This window comes from Pseudomonas sp. FP597 (assembly GCF_030687435.1).
GTDB lineage: Bacteria > Pseudomonadota > Gammaproteobacteria > Pseudomonadales > Pseudomonadaceae > Aquipseudomonas > Aquipseudomonas lactucae.
This window is the reverse complement of record NZ_CP117432.1, coordinates 3,161,811-3,177,993: the sequence shown is the minus strand read 5'-3', so window position 1 is coordinate 3,177,993 and position 16,183 is coordinate 3,161,811. Positions and strand designations below refer to the sequence as shown.

The following is a 16,183-nucleotide window of genomic DNA, read 5'->3' as shown; positions in this document are numbered from 1 at the left end:
ACCTCACACCAGTTGGAAAACGGCGTCGAATCGCTCGAGCGCATCGTCGATGACGTCATCGGTATCGGCCAGGCTGGTGTAGATCCGGCTGCCGGCCAGGGTGATCAAGCCGTGCGCGGTATACGCGGCGCCCATCTCTTCCATCATGTGCTTGCGTGACTTGGCTTCGTTACGCGCGCGCAGCAGCTTGAGCGGGTTGCTGGTGTCGAGCAGCAGCACGCCGGAGGTCTGCAAATGCACGATCGAGCCCATGTTATAGGCCACATATGGCAAGCCACGGCGATTGATGATTTCTTCCAGCCCTTTGCGCATGCGGTCGCCGGCACGTCCCGCCAGCGCCGGTGCATTCAGTTTGCGCGCCTCGAGCAGCGCGTAGTAACCCGCCACGCAGGACAACGGGTTGGCTGACAGCGTACCGCCGACAAACGCCCGCCGCGCCGAAGTGCCGATGCCACCGGCGAGCAACTGCATGACATCCCTGCGCCCGCCGATCGCGCCCGCCATGGGGTAGCCCCCGGTCAGGCATTTGCCCAGCACGGTGATGTCCGGCATCACATTGAAATACGCTTGTGCACCGCCCAGGCCGGCACGGAAACCGGTGACCACTTCGTCGAAAATCAGCAGCGTATCGAACTCGTCGCACAGCTTGCGCAGCTGGCGGTTGAAATCCGGGTGCACCGGACGCGTGCCGCTTTCCGGGCCGAAAGGCTCCACCATGATCGCCGCCGTGCCGCCGCGCAGGCGATTGATCTGCAAGCGCCGACGCAACGCGTCCAGGTTATTCGGTGGGCTCTCCTGGGTGTGAGCCGTGGCGCCACGCGGAATGCCGACGGCCTCCATGCGACCGGTTCCCGGCAAGCGCATGCCGTAGACCAACTGGTCACTCCAGCCGTGATAAGCCCCGCCGATCTTGATCACCCATTTCTTGCGGGTATAGGCACGTGCCAGGCGCACCGCCGCCATGACCGCCTCGGTACCCGAGCCCAGCAGGCGCACCATGTCGACGCCGGGCATCACTTCACAGACCAACTGCGCCAGCTTCACCTCGTATTCATGCAGCAGGCCGGTGACCGGACCGCAGTCGTCGAGGATGCGGTTGACCTGCTCACGAATCGCCGGATGGTTGGAGCCCAGCAAGGTCGGCCCGCCAGCCTGGAGAAAATCGATATAACGGTTGCCGTCCACATCGGTCAGGTGCGCGCCGTTGGCCTGGGCGATGGCCAGCGGGAATGGGTGGTTGAACGCCAGGTTGTGCTGCACGCCACCGGGTATGAATTTTTTCGCCTCCTCGGAAAGTCGCCGCGATCCCTGGCAACGCTCGTCGAAGTAACCCATGACCTTGTTCAGCGCGTCTCGCTTCAAGGGTCGAATCGGTTGTTTGACCAGCGCATCGAAACGCCGATACAGCGAATCGACATCCGGCCATTGGGATACGGCTGAGTCTGTCAGCGCAGGCAATGTGATGGGATCAAGAGGCTTGTTCATGATGGGGTCTCGGAAGAAAAGTGAGCGTCGGCTGCGCTGGACCGCGCCAGCGCATCGACCAGGCGTGCCACGGCGGCGGGTGACTGTGATTGGGTGCGGGACTGTTCGTTGATGTGTCGCAGCAGGTAGTCACGGCAGAACGTTTCCAGATCCTCGAGGCGCGCCAGGGTCGTCTCGATATCCGGGCCACAGCACAGCACACCGTGGTTGCGCATCAGGTACGCGTTGTAGTCCCAGCGAATGGTGCGGCCGAACTTGCCGGCCAACCAGTTGGAGCCGGAAGGCGCGTACCCCACCATGGGAATATGTTTGCCCAGGGAGGCCCACAGCTTGGGGTCCGGGACATCCAGCGGTTCACCGAGCAAGGTGCAGGCGCTGGCGACGGGTTGATGGGTATGGATGCTGCACTGCACATCCGGGCGGGCGCGCAGGATCTTTGCATGCAAGCCGCTTTCGACCGTAGGCGCGCGATCGCCGGAGAGTTGCGCCAAATCCTTGAGGCGCAGCACACAGACGTCCTCGGGGCGCATGGTGAAATAGTCGGTGGCCGACGGCGTGACCGCAATGTGCTGCGCATCGATGCGCAACGCGAGGTTGCCGCCCGTTGCCGCAAAAAAGCCGCGGTGGCACAGGTGCTGTGATAGCTCAACGATTTGTCGTTGGACATGACTCATGAGGCAGTCTCCTGCATAGGGTTCAGGCGCCGATAAAGCGGTGCGAGGCGTTTACGCACTTCCTGGAACGTGGCGAATTGATCGTCATACAGCGCACGACTGGCGCGGGACGGTTCAAACAGACGATGCGGGCGTTTGAGGCTCGACAAATCGTCAAACTGCAGCTTGCCCAGCGCCACCGCGGCAATGAACGCGGCGCCACGGGCGTTGGTCTGGATCGCGTTCTGCGGTTGCTGGATCACGCGCCCGCAGACGTCGGCCATGATCTGGCACCACACGTCCGATTGAGCGCCGCCACCGGTGGCCACGATCAAGTCGCTGGGCCGGCCGAGAAAGCGCGAGAACGGCTCGAACATCCAGCGCGTATTGAGCGCGACCCCTTCCATGAACGCGCGAATGATGTCCTCGCGTGAGTGCTCCAGCTTCAGGTTGAACAAACCGGCACGCAGGCTGGGATCACTGATCGGCGAGCGTTCGCCGCACAGCCAGGGGGTGTAGATCAACCCCCTGGACCCCGGCGGCACCCGTGCGGCGATGCGGTCGAGCAAGGCGTAGACGTCCGGCTGCTGTTCATCGCTGAGCAATTCATCCGGGTGGTACAACACTTTGTCGCGCAGGAACGAAAGGTTCGCGCCGGCCGCCGACTGCATCGCCATCGCCAGGTAGCGGCCGTTGACGGCACTGGGCACCGCCGCAATGTGATGACGCACACTGGTTTTCTTGAACGGAACGTGCGCGCCCACCCACGATGAAGTACCCAGGTAAAGGTGCGGGGCAAAATCGCTGACAGAGGCGCCGACCGCCACCGCCGAGGTGTCCACGGCGCCCGCCACCACCTGTGTGCCGCGCGCCAGCCCGAGGATGTCGGCAAGCTCCGGGCGCAGCGTGCCAATCACATCCGTGGAGCTGACAAGATCGGGCAATTTGCCGACCTCGATCCCCAGCGCCTTGACCAGGCCGTCGTCGTAGCGGATGCGGTGAGGGTCGCGGTTATCGGTGATCCAGGCGGTCAGCATCGAGTCGTTGGTGGCGCAATAGCGACCCGACAGGCGCAGGTTCATGTAGTCGAGTACGTTGAGGAACTTGTGGGTGCGCTCGTAACGCTGCGGCTCATGATCGAGGATATAGGCCATGTGCCCGGCCGAATCCATGCCGGACAAAGAAGCCACGCCACCGGTCAGGCGCAGTGACCGCCAGAGTTTGAGCGGCCCGTACCCGGCCAGGCTGAACCGCCCTCCGCCCATGCGTTTTTTAACCGCACCGGCGCCGCGTTTATCCAGCCACAACATCGCGCGCCCAATCGCCACGCCGTCCCGATCCACGCACACCGTGCCTTCGCTCTGTGTCGAACAACACACCGCGACCACCTGGCGACGCCTGACGGGGTCGGCACTCAACAGTTCTTTGGCGCCGCGCAGGAAGGCATCCCACCAGTCCTGCGGCTCCTGCTCGACACTCAACCCGCTCACATGCAGCGGCACGCTGTGAAACGCCCATGCCCGGATATCGCCTTCCAGTGAGACCAGGGCGCACTTGCAACCGGAGGTGCCGAGGTCCACCGCGAGGACGAGTTGCTCCAGACCGGTGGCCGCCTGAGGCGTCCGGGATAAGAAAAGCGAAGTCATAAAGGTCTACTCAGAAAGTACGCGAAATCGATGCAACCCAACGGTTTTCATCCGTGGCGCGCACATGCCCGTCGTCCTCGGCCATATACAACTCGCGCGCGCGCGTCTTGGCGGTGACAAAGTCCAGCCCCCAATCGAAGCCCCACAAGTGATGGATCAGGCCGATGTCGTAGTCCGCCGCGTTCGCTTCGGAGAAATTGACGATTTGCTGATAGCCCGCATGCAGCTTGAGCGTGGTGTTCATGCCGAGTGCGTATTTGTAGTCCAGGTCATAGAGCATGCTGCCACGGGAATTGCGATCGCCCTTGGCGTAGCATTCAAGGCCCTTGGTGGGGTCATCGCGAAACTGTAGCTGGGCACCACAAACGCCACCGGTGTTGGCGCCACGATAGGTCTTGGACAGGACCCTGGCGATTCGACCTTCCAACGCGCCGTAGCCGATTTCCAACACGGCGAATTGGCTGTTGTAGTTGGTCGTGCGTTCATTGGTGGGAGTGAAGGTGTCGAAGTCGAATTTGTTCGGCGCCTTGAACTGCGCCCCCGGGAACATCTCCGCCGCCAGACCCACGCCGTAGTGCCACGCATCCGGGTCGCCAAAGCGATAACCGCCGGCGAGCAGGACGCCCAGCCCATCACCTTCAAGAAACTGCTTTTTGCTGACGGTGGTGAACTCGGCAAGCGCGACCAGGCCACTTTCATGGGCAACCTGAACGGTGACGCGGGCGCCGGGATGATTCAAGGAATCCGAAACGCCTCGAGTGCGGACGTCGGATACCGCCTTGGCCGTAACATCGATGGCATAGCTGGCCATTTCGTCGGCGAAGGCCAGGGATGGGCTGACAATGGGCCACAGCAAGGCGGCCATCAGATAATGGTGTGTTGTTGCGCGCATGAGGCTCTCCTACAAGAAAGGTCGGATTTACAAAGTGCAAACCGGTGCAGGAGGCAGTGAGGCAATGCGTTCGAATTGCTCTGTCTTGCCGAGAATCTCGGTGCCGACAAAAGCCCGGACATTGAGGATTCCCTCTTTGACCCGAACGACGCCTTTGTATTTTTTATGATCACGGGGGTCGAACACCCAGCCATCGCGCCACGCTTGCTGGTCAAAACGCTCCAGCTGCATGATCTGTACGCCGCAATCGTTGGTGGTGGAGGCCACGTCCTTGACCCAGACCACCTTTCCACACAGCGCGCCAGGCTTGTCGGCGCAATCGTCTACCTTGACCACAGCGTCCTTTTCCGAGGTGAGCCACAGGCCCTTGGCCTCCTGTGGGCCCGCTGCCGCATAACCGCTGGTAGAGCACACCAGTGCCAGAGAAAGGAAAAGCCATTGCCGAGCGTTCATAGTAGTCACCTGTATTTTTTGTTTTAAGAGACCGTCACACTAACGACGCATCGGTTATGATAGTCATCGCTACACGATAGTTATAACTACCATTATCGAGCTCAGCAACATTTTTTTTCATTTTGATAAGCTGACTCTTCACCCTTTTTTTGCCAGGTACCTATGGTCAAGCCCAACACTGCCAGCGCCCGCGCCGCGACCGCCGGGAAAACCCAGGAACACAAGAAGCCGCCTGCACAGCAGCGCAGCACCGAGACCTACGAACGGATCCTGGTCGCCACCGCGCAGACCCTCTGCGACGTCGGCATCGAACGCCTGTCCACCAACCTGGTTTGCGAATGTGCCGGGCTGACACCGCCGGCGCTGTACCGCTACTTTCCAAATAAATACGCACTGCTGAGCGTTCTGGGTGAACGCCTGTTGGAGAAACAGAACGGCCTGATCGACAACTGGATCACGCCGCAGCTGTTGTCCGGACCGCCCGAAGCCCTGGAGTCGGCGCTCGCCGAGCTGATCCTGGACACCTACCGGGTCACCCAGGCGACGCTGGGCGGCATGTGGATTCTCAAGGGCCTGCGCGCCGTGCCGGCACTGGAACACGTGCGGCTCGACTCCCATCGCAAGGTGTCCGCCGCACAGGCGCAGATCCTCGCCGCGATATTTCCACAGGCCGATCCTCAACAGCTGGCCACCGCTGCGCGTGTCGCGGTGGAGATGATTCACGCCACGATCGAACTGCTGTTCGATGAGTCCATGGACCCCAAAAGCGTGTGTGCGATGGTCGCGTCGATGATTGTCAGCCATCTGGATCGGTTGGCGCCTGCCCCAAGCGCATGAGGTGAGCGCGAACATGGCCGGCGCGAACCCGTTGGCCGGCCGGATCGCACCTTCGTTGGCATCTGGGCACGCTTTACCCTCCCAGCGGCGAGACCACGCGTCATTTCATTTACCGCTGAACTCATTAGGTCCTTCATGCGCCGTGTCGAAACTGCCCCGCTGCTTCCCGCTCGCGATTACGCCTATTACCACCAGGTGCTGGACGGGGTGCGGTTACCCGCCGCGTTCGTCGACCTGGATGCGCTGACCGCCAACCTCCAGCAGTTGGGCAAACGTGCCGGGCGCCTGCCCGTGCGGCTGGTGACCAAATCCATACGCTCGGTGGAGATGATGCGGATGATCATGAGCGCAGCGCCCTTCGTGCAGGGACTGCTGTGTTACTCCGCCGCCGAAGCCGCCTGGCTGGACTGCTTGCCCAGCAACGTAATCGGCGTCTTGACCTTTTCCGGCCTGAGCAGACGCTCGGCATTTTTCTCCAGCCAGTCGAGCCAATCGAGGGTGCCTAGAACCTCTGCGATCAATGCATCCGTTCTGCATTTGCCCACCTCCTGCATCACCCGCTCGATGATCATGGAGCGATCAGCCAAGATCGTTTGCTTAAGCTTGGCCAGCTCCGCCAGGCGCGCCCGGGTCGACATCTGCGAATGAGCGCCGAACGCCTGACGGGCCTTCGCAAAGGCGATCCGGGAGATCTCGACCTCGCCGGGCGGCATGTGGTCGTGCGGCTGAGTGTTCAGCTCATGGGGGGTGTGCATGCAGGTTCCTCGGGATCATCGGCCAGCCGTCAAAGTAACGGGCTGCGGGATCGTAAGGCAGGGTTGAGACGGACGAAAACCGGTCAAAAACGGCTAGCTGACAGCGCCTGGCTGAACCTCAGCTGAAGGCAATGGCTATCGGGCTAAAACCGTTTGATAAATACCCGCGCCTGTTCAGATCATGGCGGGCCTGTTTCACAAGGCTTGGCCGCCAGTATTGAACCACTCAGGAATATGCCGTTGACATTCCCGACGCCCCAGTGTCTTTCAGCCCTCGTGTTAGCTGCCGCTGCGCTGTTAGCGCAACCCTCTCTGGCGGCAAGTCATGCAGAGGGTTTTGCCAAAGACGTGACCGGCGGCGGCCAAATTGCGGCCATGCGGCCCACCACACCGGCCGAACTGAAAAAGGCGCTGTGTGCAAGCTTCGACACACGCGGCAACTGCACCGATGACACCCCGCGTGTCATCGCTCTGGACCATACATTTGATTTTCGCGGTTCGGTTGTGTCCGACGGCAGCGCCCAAGTCACAGAGGCCGGTTGCATGGCCAACGCCTGCCCCCAGGGCGGCGGGCAATGGGCAATCGACGGTGCCAACCATTTCTGCCAGTCGAAACCGCCTGCCACGGTGACGTATGACAAGGCCGGGTTGCAGCGCCTGAAGATCGGTTCGAACAAGACCCTGCTGGGTGTGGGCGCCCATGCCGGTATCCAGGGCATGGGGTTGTTCATCGGCGGCGGCGCGCACAATGTCATCGTGCGCAACCTGGTTCTGTCGGACATCAATCCCCGCGTGGTCTGGGGCGGCGACGCACTCACGCTGGACGATGCCGATGGCGTGTGGATCGATCACAACACCTTTGCGCGTGTCGGTCGCCAGATGATCGTGACCGGCTGGGGCAGCGCGACCCATGTGACGATCTCCAACAACGAATTCGACGGCCGCACGCCCTACTCCGCGACCTGCGATGGTCATCATTACTGGGTATGGTTGTTTCTGGGCCATCACGACACCCTGACGCTGCTCAACAACTATGTGCATGACACCTCGGGACGCGCCCCTCATTCCGGCGGCATGGGCAATGCCGAAGTGCGCGCGCAACTGGTCAATAATCTGTTTGTTCATCTGACATACCAGGGCGCGGTCATGTCGCGTACCGCCAGCTCCTATCTACTGGTGGAAGGCAATGACTTCGAAGACGTGTCCCACCCGCTGTTCAACGATACCCAGCAACCGGGCAGCGCGTATGCCCTCTTCACGCCCATCCCACCGTCGCCCGACGATGCCTGCCAGGCTGCGCTGGGCAGGCCCTGTGTTGCCAACCGGCAACGCCTGAGTGGCGATGATTATCGTCCCCGGGATGCTTCTGTGCTGGAGGCGTTCAAGGCCTACCGTCAATACCTTGTTGCACCGCAGCCAGCCGACGTTGCGCGAATTGGCGTGCAGCGCGATGCCGGTGCGGGCCACCTCACCCCTGGAAACCACTGATGCGACGTCTCTTGCTGCTGATGCTCTGCTCACTGGCGACGCCTGCCTTCGCCGGTTTCGGCTTCACGCGCACCGACTCGCGCATCGTCGTCGACACCGATGCACAGTTGCTGTTCAGCGTGGACACCCGCAATGGCGATCTGGTGTCCCTGCGTTATCGCGGCAGTGAATTGCAGACCACCGAACCCAAGGCCTCGCAGCTTGCATCCGGGCTGGGTAGCGCGCAGGTAGAGGCACACACAGTGGGTGATGTGATCGTCATCAGCGCGCGGACCGGTGATTTGATCCACTACTACTTGGCAAAAAAAGGTCGCGCAGCCATTTACATGGCGACCTACGCGCCCACCTTGCTGCCCGTGGGCGAGCTGCGCTTCGTGGCGCGGCTCAACGTCGGCAAGCTGCCCAAGGCTGTGCATGGCACCGATTCCAATGTCGGCACGGCAATCGAAGGCAAGGACGTGTTCTTGCTACCGGATGGCCGCACCAGTTCCAAGTTCTATTCGGCGCAACCGATGATCGACGACCCATTGCACGGTGTGAAAGGCCCGGGTGTCGCGGTGTATATGCTGATGGGCAACCGCGAGCTCAGCTCGGGCGGTGCGTTTTTCAAGGATATTGCCACCCAGAAAACCCCGATCACCCACGAGCTGTACAACTACATGTATTCCAACCACACCCAGACCGAGCCCTTTCGCGGCGGCCTGCACGGGGTCTACGGGCTATTGTTTACCGACGGTGATGGGCCTGATGCACGCTTGAGCGACCTGGGTTTTGTCGACAATCAACTGGGCCTTGCGGGCTTCGTGGACAGCGCCGGGCGCGGCACCCTGGCCGGTCATGTATCCGGTGTCGACGGTGGGTTGCCGGCGGTGGTGGGTTTGAGTAATGCCAACGCCGAGTATTGGGCACGCGCCGACGGCAGCGGGCGGTACGTCGTGACCGGGGTCAGACCTGGACACTACCGGGTCACGCTGTACCAGAATGAGCTGGAAGTCGCGCAAACCACCGCCGCAGTGAGCGCCGGCGGCACCACGCAAACCAGCCTGCAGGCGCAACCGCTGGCCGGCCAGGTGAAATGGCAAATCGGTATGCCAGATGGCACGCCGGCGGGTTTTCGCAACGCCCACCTGCTGGCATCCGCCCACCCCAGCGATTCACGCATGGCGCCATGGGCCCCGGTCACCTACACCGTTGGCAGCAGCCCTGTCGACGCCTTTCCCGCCGCGCAATGGCGCGACGTCAACAGCCCGACCCGCATCCAATTCGTGTTGGCCGCCAACGAGGTGACGGCTTACCGGTTGCGCCTGTTTATTTCACTGGCCCAAGCCGGAGGGCGCCCGGCGGTGAGTGTCAATCAGCACTGGGAGGCGCCCGTGCCAGCGGCCTCGAATCAACCTGACAGCCGTGGGATTACCCGAGGTACTTATCGCGGTAACAACAGCGTGTTCGAGATCAATGTGCCGGCCACGGCGCTGCATGCGGGTGTCAACACACTGGAGATCGGCGTGGCGTCGGGTAAAACGGGCACGGGCTTTCTGAGCCCTGGTTTTGTGTTTGATTGCGTACAGTGGGTGCGCCCCTGAACAGCGGAGTCGCCACGCTTACTTACCCAGGTTTTGATTCATTAAATTATCTAAAACAGGGCGTTGATTGGCGGCCTGCCATTCATGCAAATGCGCGCAACCCTCAGCATTGACTTCAGCGAGGTTGCTGCGAGGGTCGCACAGCGTCAGCCATTTTTGCCGCAGGGATGGGTACTTTATAAAGTCTTCCCGCGCCGGCGGTTGGCCGCCGGATATTCGCAGCACGGACAACACCAGCAGCACGGACGCGCCAAGGCCTATAGAGCACTTTTTATAATTCATATTCAGCTTTCCGTAGAGTGGGAGCGCTCAGCGAACAGCGCTGAACACTCGGGATACGGCGCGACTATAGGAACTAAATGGATCGATAAAAAGATCCACTTTCCGGGCATTTCATAGAGCCATTAATTCGCGTTGGATGCCCTGATAAAAGCGCGGATCGGTATCTTCTACGCCTCGAAACTACTGCGGCGCCCTTATAAATCCTGATCCACCACGTCCCGCATCCTGTCCCCCACCGACTGCCTCAACCAGGCCGCGTGCAGCGCCATGTCCGCCACCGTCAGGTGCACCCAGAACCTGACGCTTCGTACCTTGCCATCAACCCGGGCGTAGCACACGTCAATGTGACTGATGCTGGAAAAAGCGGTCGGTTGGAAGGGCCTGATCGAGTGGATGGCGCTGTAAGGCACCTGCTCCTGCGTGGGGGCTCGGGCGGGACGGCTCTGGGTGAACGTCAGGCACTGTTCGTTTTCGTCAAAGCAGAACCCATGCCCTTGCGCTTCTCGGGTGAGCCAGTAAAGCATGCAAAAGGACGCTGACGCGCTGATCACCGCGAGGATAAAAAACAACCGGTCTTCGCCCGGGGGTGCGCGCGTCCCTGGCGGCTGGGTGGCCATGAGCGTGAGCCAGTAAGCCGGCAACGCCAGCAATAACGCCGCGACGTAGAGCTGACTGCCCAGGTTGCCGGTGCGCAGCACCGTGTCCGGGCTGTCCCAGACGGGAGGATGCGGTGGCGGTTCAAGGTTCATGTGCGAGCTCTTTGGTTTGGCAACCCGGTCATTGTTAACCGGATGCGCGAACACGGCCAATTTAAAAACAGCCAGGACCTACCCCGCCCCTCAACATAATAAAATTGGATAATTTTAACGATTAATAACATTACAATATCTGATAATTAGCTTATTCCAAAAAATACTTTCCCAGCGGTTTTTTATAGGAATATCTTCATTCCACAGACCGACCCCACGCCTGGCGGAGGACGTATCAGCCGACGCCATACGAGGGCACCCCATTGAACACCTTCAAATTGATGAGCCGTCTATTGGCCCCGTGCGCACTGGTCTTAGGCCTGGCCGCGTGCTCGCCTTCGGCTCAAGACAGCCAGGGCGGCAAGACCCTGAACATCGCCTTCTTTGGCGATAACACCACCCTGGTCAGCGTCGATCCGTTCCAGGTGTATTGGCTCGAACATCGCGTGCTGCTGCGCAATGTCGCCGAATCCCTCACCGACCAGGACCCGCAAACCGGCAAGATCATCCCCTGGCTGGCGAACAGTTGGGAAGTCAGCGATGACGCACTCACCTTCACCTTCCACCTGCGCGACAACGTCACCTTCAGCAATGGCGAGCGCTTTAATGCCCTGGCGGTGAAAACCGCGTTCGACAGCAACAAAGCCCTGGCTACCGAGTTGCCCGCCACCTTCGGCGCCACCTACCTGGCGGGGTTCGATCATGCCGAAGTGGTGGACGACCTGACCGTCAAGCTGGTGCTGGCCAAGCCCAACGCCGGTTTCCTGCAAGCGACGTCCACCACCAATCTGGCGATCCTTGCGCCAGCTTCCTATGCGCTCAGCGCCAAGGAGCGCTCCCTTGGCAAGATCATCGGCACCGGGCCGTTCGTGCTGGCCAGTTACACGCCGGAAGTCGGCGCACACCTGACCAAACGCAAAGGCTACGCCTGGGCTTCGGCCAACATGAAAAACCAGGGCGAAGCGCACCTGGACGCCGTCGACATCAGCTATATCCCCGAAGAGAGCGTGCGCAACGGCCTGTTCCTGCAAGGCAAAGCGGACATCCTGTGGCCGCGCAACCCGTTCTCCGAGGTCGACCTGAAACTGTTCCAGTCCAAGGGCGCGACCATCCAGAGCCGCTCATTGCCGGGGCCTGCGCTGAACCTCTATCCCAACACCCGTGGCGAGCGCGCACTGGCCGACAAGCCCGTACGCCTGGCGCTGCAAAAGTCCATCGACCGCAAGAGCTACGCCAGCACCGTGTACAACGCCGAGTTCCCGGTGGTCAATGGCATCTATGACGTCACCACCCCCTACTTCAAAGGCCAGGGCGACAAGCTCGCGTATGACCCCGCTGGTGCCGAGCGCCTGCTGGAACAGGCCGGCTGGGTCAAGGGCGCGGACGGCTACCGCAGCAAAAACGGCAAGCGCCTGAGCCTGAGCTACAACATCACCCCGGCCGAAACCGCCGGTGATGTGCTGATCCAGGACCAACTGCGCAAAGTCGGCATCGACTTGAAACTCAACGTGGTCACCCGCGCCGAATGGGTCGCCAATAACAGCGCCGGCAACTATGACCTGACCAGCACCTACATGACCCGTGCCGATCCGATCATTCTGCAAACCATCCTCGACCCGCGCAGCGCCAACAGTGCGACCCTGGCCACCAACCTTTACGAACCGGCGGTGCTGGATAAAGCCAAGGGGCTGTTCGATGCGGGCATCACCGCCACTCAAGGTCCGCAACGCGCCGCGGCCTACGGCAACCTGCAAGACCTGCTGGTGGATGAAGGTTCGGCGTTCCCGGTGTACGAGCGCGTGTGGCAGGCGGCGACGTCACCCAGGGTGAAGAACTTCCGCTGGACCGCCGAAGGCTTTGCACTGCTGGGTGATATCGAGGTCGGCACGCCATGAGCCGCTACCTGATCGGCCGCGTCGGCCAGGCGCTGCTGGTGCTGTGGGGCGCCTATAGCATCACCTACTTCATCCTCTATCTGCTGCCGGGCGACACGCTGTCGATCATGCTCAGCGCTTCGGGCATGGAGGCCGATGGGCTGTCGGTGGAAGACCTGGCCAAGGCGCGGGCTTATTACGGGCTGGATAAAGGCCTGTTCGAGCAATATATCGACTTGCTGTGGGGTGCGCTGAGGGGCGATTTCGGCCAATCCCTCTCGCTTAACCGCCCCGTGGCCGAGTTGCTCGCCGAGCGTCTGCCGCAGACGCTGTCCCTGGCCGGCCTGGCGATTGGGCTGTCGCTGCTGGGCGGGGTCGGCCTGGCTTACCTCACCGCGTATATCCGCTGGCAGCCATTGAAAAAGGCGCTGACGCGCGTGCCGTCGCTGGGTTTTTCGGTACCGGTGTTCTGGATGGGGCTGTTGTTGATCCAGGTGTTCGCCTTTGGCCTGGGCTGGTTTCCGGCCACCGGCAGCCGGGGTTTTGAAAGCCTGGTGCTGCCGGCGATCACCCTGGCGATTCCGAGTGCGGCGGTGTACGCCCAAGTGCTGCAACGCAGTTTCCAGGGTGTGTGGAACGAGCCCTACATCGTGACGGCGTATGCCAAGGGCCTGAGCCGCGGTCAGGTGCAGGCGCGGCATGGCTTCAAGAACGCAGCGCTGCCGATCCTCACGCTGATCGGTTTGCAGGTCGGCAATACAGTGTCCGGCGCGGTGCTGGTGGAGACTATTTTCGCCCGCTCCGGCATCGGCCGACTGGCCCAGGAAGCGGTGCTGCGCCAGGACATTCCAGTGGTGCTGGCGATTGTCGCAGTATCGGCGGCGGCATTTGTGCTGGTGAACCTGCTGGTGGACCTGCTTTATCCCTGGCTCGACCCACGCATTTCACACACGCCAAAGGTGTCCTAGACCATGACCACGCTTAATCGAAACCTGGGGCTTTCGGCACCGCTCTGGCGGCGCCGCAGTTACCTGCAACGGGCAGCGGCAACCTTGCGGCCATTGCTGCTTCGGCCGGGGTTCAGCCTGGCCGTGCTGGTGGTGCTGTTCGCATTGGTGGCTGCGGCAGCGCCGCAGTTGCTCAGCGGCTTCGACCCCTACGCCACTTCGCCGCTGGACAAGCTGCGCGCGCCGAGCCTGACCCACTGGTTCGGCACCGACGAGCTGGGCCGCGACCTGTTTACCCGTGTGGTGTACGGCGCGAACCTGTCGGTGCTGGCCGCGTTTCTCGCGGTGGGCATCGCGCTGCTGGGCGGGCTGGGCTTGGGCGTCCTGTCTGGTTTTGCCGGCGGGCGTATCGACGCGGTGATCATGCGGTTTATCGATGTGCTGCTGGCCCTGCCCGGCCTGTTGCTGGCCCTGGCCATCGTCACCGCCATTGGTTTCGGCACGGTGCCGGTGGCTATTGCGGTCGGCATCGGCATCATCCCGGGGTTCGCCCGTACCACCCGTGCCGAGGTGTTGCGGGTCAAAACCCTGCCCTATGTGGAGGCGGCCCGCCTGGGCGGTGCCAGTTGGGGGCGAACATTGCTGCGGCACATTCTGCCCAATGCCTGGGGCCCGGTGGCGGTGTTGGCGACCCTGGATTTCGGCGCCGCGATTCTCGCCACCGCGGGCTTGAGCTTTCTCGGCTTCGGCGCCGCGCCACCGGCGGCGGAATGGGGCACCTTGATCGCCAACGGTCGGCACTTTCTGATCACCGCGCCGTGGGTGTCGTTGTTGCCCGGCCTGTTTCTGGTCGCGGTGGTGTTCAGCCTTAACCATATCGCCCGCACATTCGAGGAGGTTCAGCGATGAGCCCGCTTTTAGTCGATGTACGCCAGCTGAGTGTCGATTACCGCGCCGACGGCCAAGTCAACCAGGCCGTTCGCACGCTGTCATTCTCCATCGCCCAGGGCGAAACCGTGGCGATTGTCGGCGAGTCCGGCTCGGGCAAGTCGACCCTGGCCAACGCCATCCTCGGCCTGCTGCCGGGCAATGCGCAGATCAGCGCCGGGGCCCTGTGGGTGGACGGCAACGACCTGACCCACGCCAGCGAACGCCAGAAACGCGCCCTGCGCGGGCGTACCCTCGGGCTGGTGCCGCAAGACCCGACGGTGAGCCTCAACCCGACCCTGCGCATCGGCCAGCAAATCGCCGAAGCGCTGATATTGGCCAAGGGCAAGCGCTACCCCGGCGTGGATGCCGATATCGTTGAGCTGCTGCAACAGGTCGGCATCGACACGCCGGTGCTGCGCGCGCGCCAATACCCCCACGAGCTGTCCGGCGGCATGCGCCAGCGCGTGCTGATCGCCATCGCCCTGGCCGGCAACCCACGCCTGATCATCGCCGACGAGCCCACCAGCGCCCTCGACGTCACCGTGCAGCGCAAGATCCTCGATCACCTGCAACGCCTGGTCAGTGAACGCGGGATTGCGCTGCTGATCATCACCCACGACCTGGGCGTGGCCACTGACCGCGCCGACCGTATTCTGGTGATGCAGCACGGCGCCGTGGTCGAACAAGGCCCGCCCCGGCAGATCCTTGCCCGGCCCACTCACGACTACACCCGCGCGCTGATTGCCGCCGCGCCCGCTTTCGCCAAACGCCGCGAGCCGTTGATCAACCTTGACCTCGGGCGCGCGCCGATCCTGAGCCTGCACAACGTCGGCAAACGCTTTGCACTGCCTCCGGTCAAAGGCGAAGCCAACAGCTTTGTAGCCCTGGAGGACCTGAGCCTGCAGGTGTACGCCGGCCAGACCCTGGCGATCGTCGGCGAGTCCGGCTCGGGCAAGAGCACCGCGCTGCGCATCGCGCTGGGCCTGGAGAAGCCCAGCCAGGGCCGAGTCTGCTTCGAACAGCAGGACATTACCGACCTGAGCTGGCGCGAGTTCCGGCCATTGCGCCAACGCCTGCAACTGGTGCAACAAAATCCATTCGCCGCCCTTGACCCACGCTTCACCGTGTTCGACAGCATCGTCGAACCGCTGGTGTCGTTCGGGCGGCTCAAGGGTGCGGCGCTGGAACAGGCGGCGCGTGAGCTGATCGGCCGCGTGCACTTGCCGGTGAGTTTCCTGGACCGGCTGCCGCGCGAACTCTCCGGCGGCCAGTGCCAACGCGTCGCCATTGCCCGCGCCCTGGCGTTGAAGCCGGACGTGTTGCTGCTCGACGAACCGGTCAGCGCCCTGGATGTGTCGGTGCAGGCGCACATTCTCGACCTGCTTGAAGCGCTGCAGCGGGAGATGGGCATCGCTTATGTGCTGGTGTCCCATGACTTGTCGGTGGTCGCCAACTTTGCCCATGAGGTGCTGGTATTGCGCAATGGCCGGGTGATGGAACAAGGCTCGGTGGAACAGATCTTCAACCGGCCGGCCACGGCGTACACCCGTGAGCTGATTGCAGCGATTCCGGGCCAGGTGGCCGCCTGAGTGCGGCGTGGTAACCCAGT

At 62.2% G+C, this 16,183-nt stretch carries 15 protein-coding genes; 7 read left to right on the top strand and 8 right to left on the bottom strand.

Annotation, left to right across the window (positions count from 1 at the left end):
* Nucleotides 1-3 precede the first annotated feature (3 nt).
* Genes PSH66_RS14725 through PSH66_RS14705 form a run of 5 tightly spaced genes read right to left on the bottom strand, consistent with a single transcriptional unit; the run spans nt 4 to nt 5,129 of the window.
* A complete protein-coding gene (locus PSH66_RS14725) occupies nt 4-1,485 on the bottom strand; it encodes an aspartate aminotransferase family protein (protein ID WP_305429512.1) in 1,482 nt (493 codons plus the stop codon).
* Complete coding sequence (locus PSH66_RS14720) at nt 1,482-2,159, bottom strand: class II aldolase/adducin family protein (protein ID WP_003173763.1); 678 nt, start codon at nt 2,157-2,159, stop codon at nt 1,482-1,484. Before PSH66_RS14720 ends, PSH66_RS14725 begins: the two co-directional genes overlap by 4 nt.
* Nucleotides 2,156-3,784 (bottom strand): FGGY-family carbohydrate kinase, encoded by a 1,629-nt coding sequence (locus PSH66_RS14715; protein WP_305429511.1) that lies wholly within the window; start codon nt 3,782-3,784, stop codon nt 2,156-2,158. The genes PSH66_RS14720 and PSH66_RS14715 overlap by 4 nt, the downstream gene beginning before the upstream one ends.
* 10 nt (nt 3,785-3,794) lie before the next feature.
* Nucleotides 3,795-4,676 (bottom strand): TorF family putative porin, encoded by an 882-nt coding sequence (locus tag PSH66_RS14710; RefSeq protein WP_003173761.1) that lies wholly within the window; start codon nt 4,674-4,676, stop codon nt 3,795-3,797.
* Between the two features lie 27 nt (nt 4,677-4,703).
* A complete protein-coding gene (locus PSH66_RS14705) occupies nt 4,704-5,129 on the bottom strand; it encodes a DUF2147 domain-containing protein (protein ID WP_305429509.1) in 426 nt (141 codons plus the stop codon).
* Nucleotides 5,130-5,291: 162 nt separating this feature from the next.
* Here PSH66_RS14705 and PSH66_RS14700 point away from each other — a divergent pair, with 162 nt between their 5' ends.
* Nucleotides 5,292-5,966, top strand: coding sequence for a TetR/AcrR family transcriptional regulator (locus PSH66_RS14700; protein WP_003173759.1), 675 nt, complete (start codon nt 5,292-5,294; stop codon nt 5,964-5,966).
* Between the two features lie 377 nt (nt 5,967-6,343).
* On the opposite strand, the gene PSH66_RS14695 is transcribed toward PSH66_RS14700, so the two are convergent.
* Nucleotides 6,344-6,721: an aldehyde dehydrogenase family protein gene (locus PSH66_RS14695; RefSeq protein WP_003173758.1), complete on the bottom strand. Its 378-nt coding sequence runs from the start codon at nt 6,719-6,721 to the stop codon at nt 6,344-6,346.
* Nucleotides 6,722-6,955: 234 nt separating this feature from the next.
* Here PSH66_RS14695 and PSH66_RS14690 point away from each other — a divergent pair, with 234 nt between their 5' ends.
* Together PSH66_RS14690 and PSH66_RS14685 are read left to right on the top strand one after the other, a co-directional pair.
* On the top strand, nt 6,956-8,209 hold the full coding sequence (locus PSH66_RS14690) for a pectin lyase (RefSeq protein WP_003173757.1): 1,254 nt from the start codon (nt 6,956-6,958) through the stop codon (nt 8,207-8,209).
* Nucleotides 8,209-9,792, top strand: a complete 1,584-nt coding sequence (locus tag PSH66_RS14685; RefSeq protein ID WP_305429508.1) for a rhamnogalacturonan lyase B N-terminal domain-containing protein — start codon at nt 8,209-8,211, stop codon at nt 9,790-9,792. The genes PSH66_RS14690 and PSH66_RS14685 overlap by 1 nt, the downstream gene beginning before the upstream one ends.
* An 18-nt stretch (nt 9,793-9,810) precedes the next feature.
* Here the strand turns inward: PSH66_RS14685 and PSH66_RS14680 are convergent, their stop codons facing one another.
* On the bottom strand, nt 9,811-10,074 hold the full coding sequence (locus PSH66_RS14680) for a hypothetical protein (RefSeq protein ID WP_003173754.1): 264 nt from the start codon (nt 10,072-10,074) through the stop codon (nt 9,811-9,813).
* Between the two features lie 194 nt (nt 10,075-10,268).
* Nucleotides 10,269-10,823, bottom strand: coding sequence for a hypothetical protein (locus PSH66_RS14675; RefSeq protein ID WP_305429507.1), 555 nt, complete (start codon nt 10,821-10,823; stop codon nt 10,269-10,271).
* Nucleotides 10,824-11,104: 281 nt separating this feature from the next.
* Between PSH66_RS14675 and PSH66_RS14670 the strand changes: the two genes are divergently transcribed.
* Genes PSH66_RS14670 through PSH66_RS14655 form a run of 4 tightly spaced genes read left to right on the top strand, consistent with a single transcriptional unit; the run spans nt 11,105 to nt 16,163 of the window.
* Complete coding sequence (locus PSH66_RS14670; RefSeq protein WP_305429612.1) at nt 11,105-12,718, top strand: ABC transporter substrate-binding protein; 1,614 nt, start codon at nt 11,105-11,107, stop codon at nt 12,716-12,718.
* Entirely contained in the window at nt 12,715-13,665 is a 951-nt protein-coding gene (locus tag PSH66_RS14665) for an ABC transporter permease (RefSeq protein WP_141063830.1), read from the top strand. Before PSH66_RS14670 ends, PSH66_RS14665 begins: the two co-directional genes overlap by 4 nt.
* 3 nt (nt 13,666-13,668) lie before the next feature.
* Complete coding sequence (locus PSH66_RS14660; protein ID WP_003173750.1) at nt 13,669-14,553, top strand: ABC transporter permease; 885 nt, start codon at nt 13,669-13,671, stop codon at nt 14,551-14,553.
* Nucleotides 14,550-16,163 (top strand): ABC transporter ATP-binding protein, encoded by a 1,614-nt coding sequence (locus PSH66_RS14655; RefSeq protein ID WP_003173749.1) that lies wholly within the window; start codon nt 14,550-14,552, stop codon nt 16,161-16,163. Before PSH66_RS14660 ends, PSH66_RS14655 begins: the two co-directional genes overlap by 4 nt.
* Nucleotides 16,164-16,183: the final 20 nt, after the last annotated feature.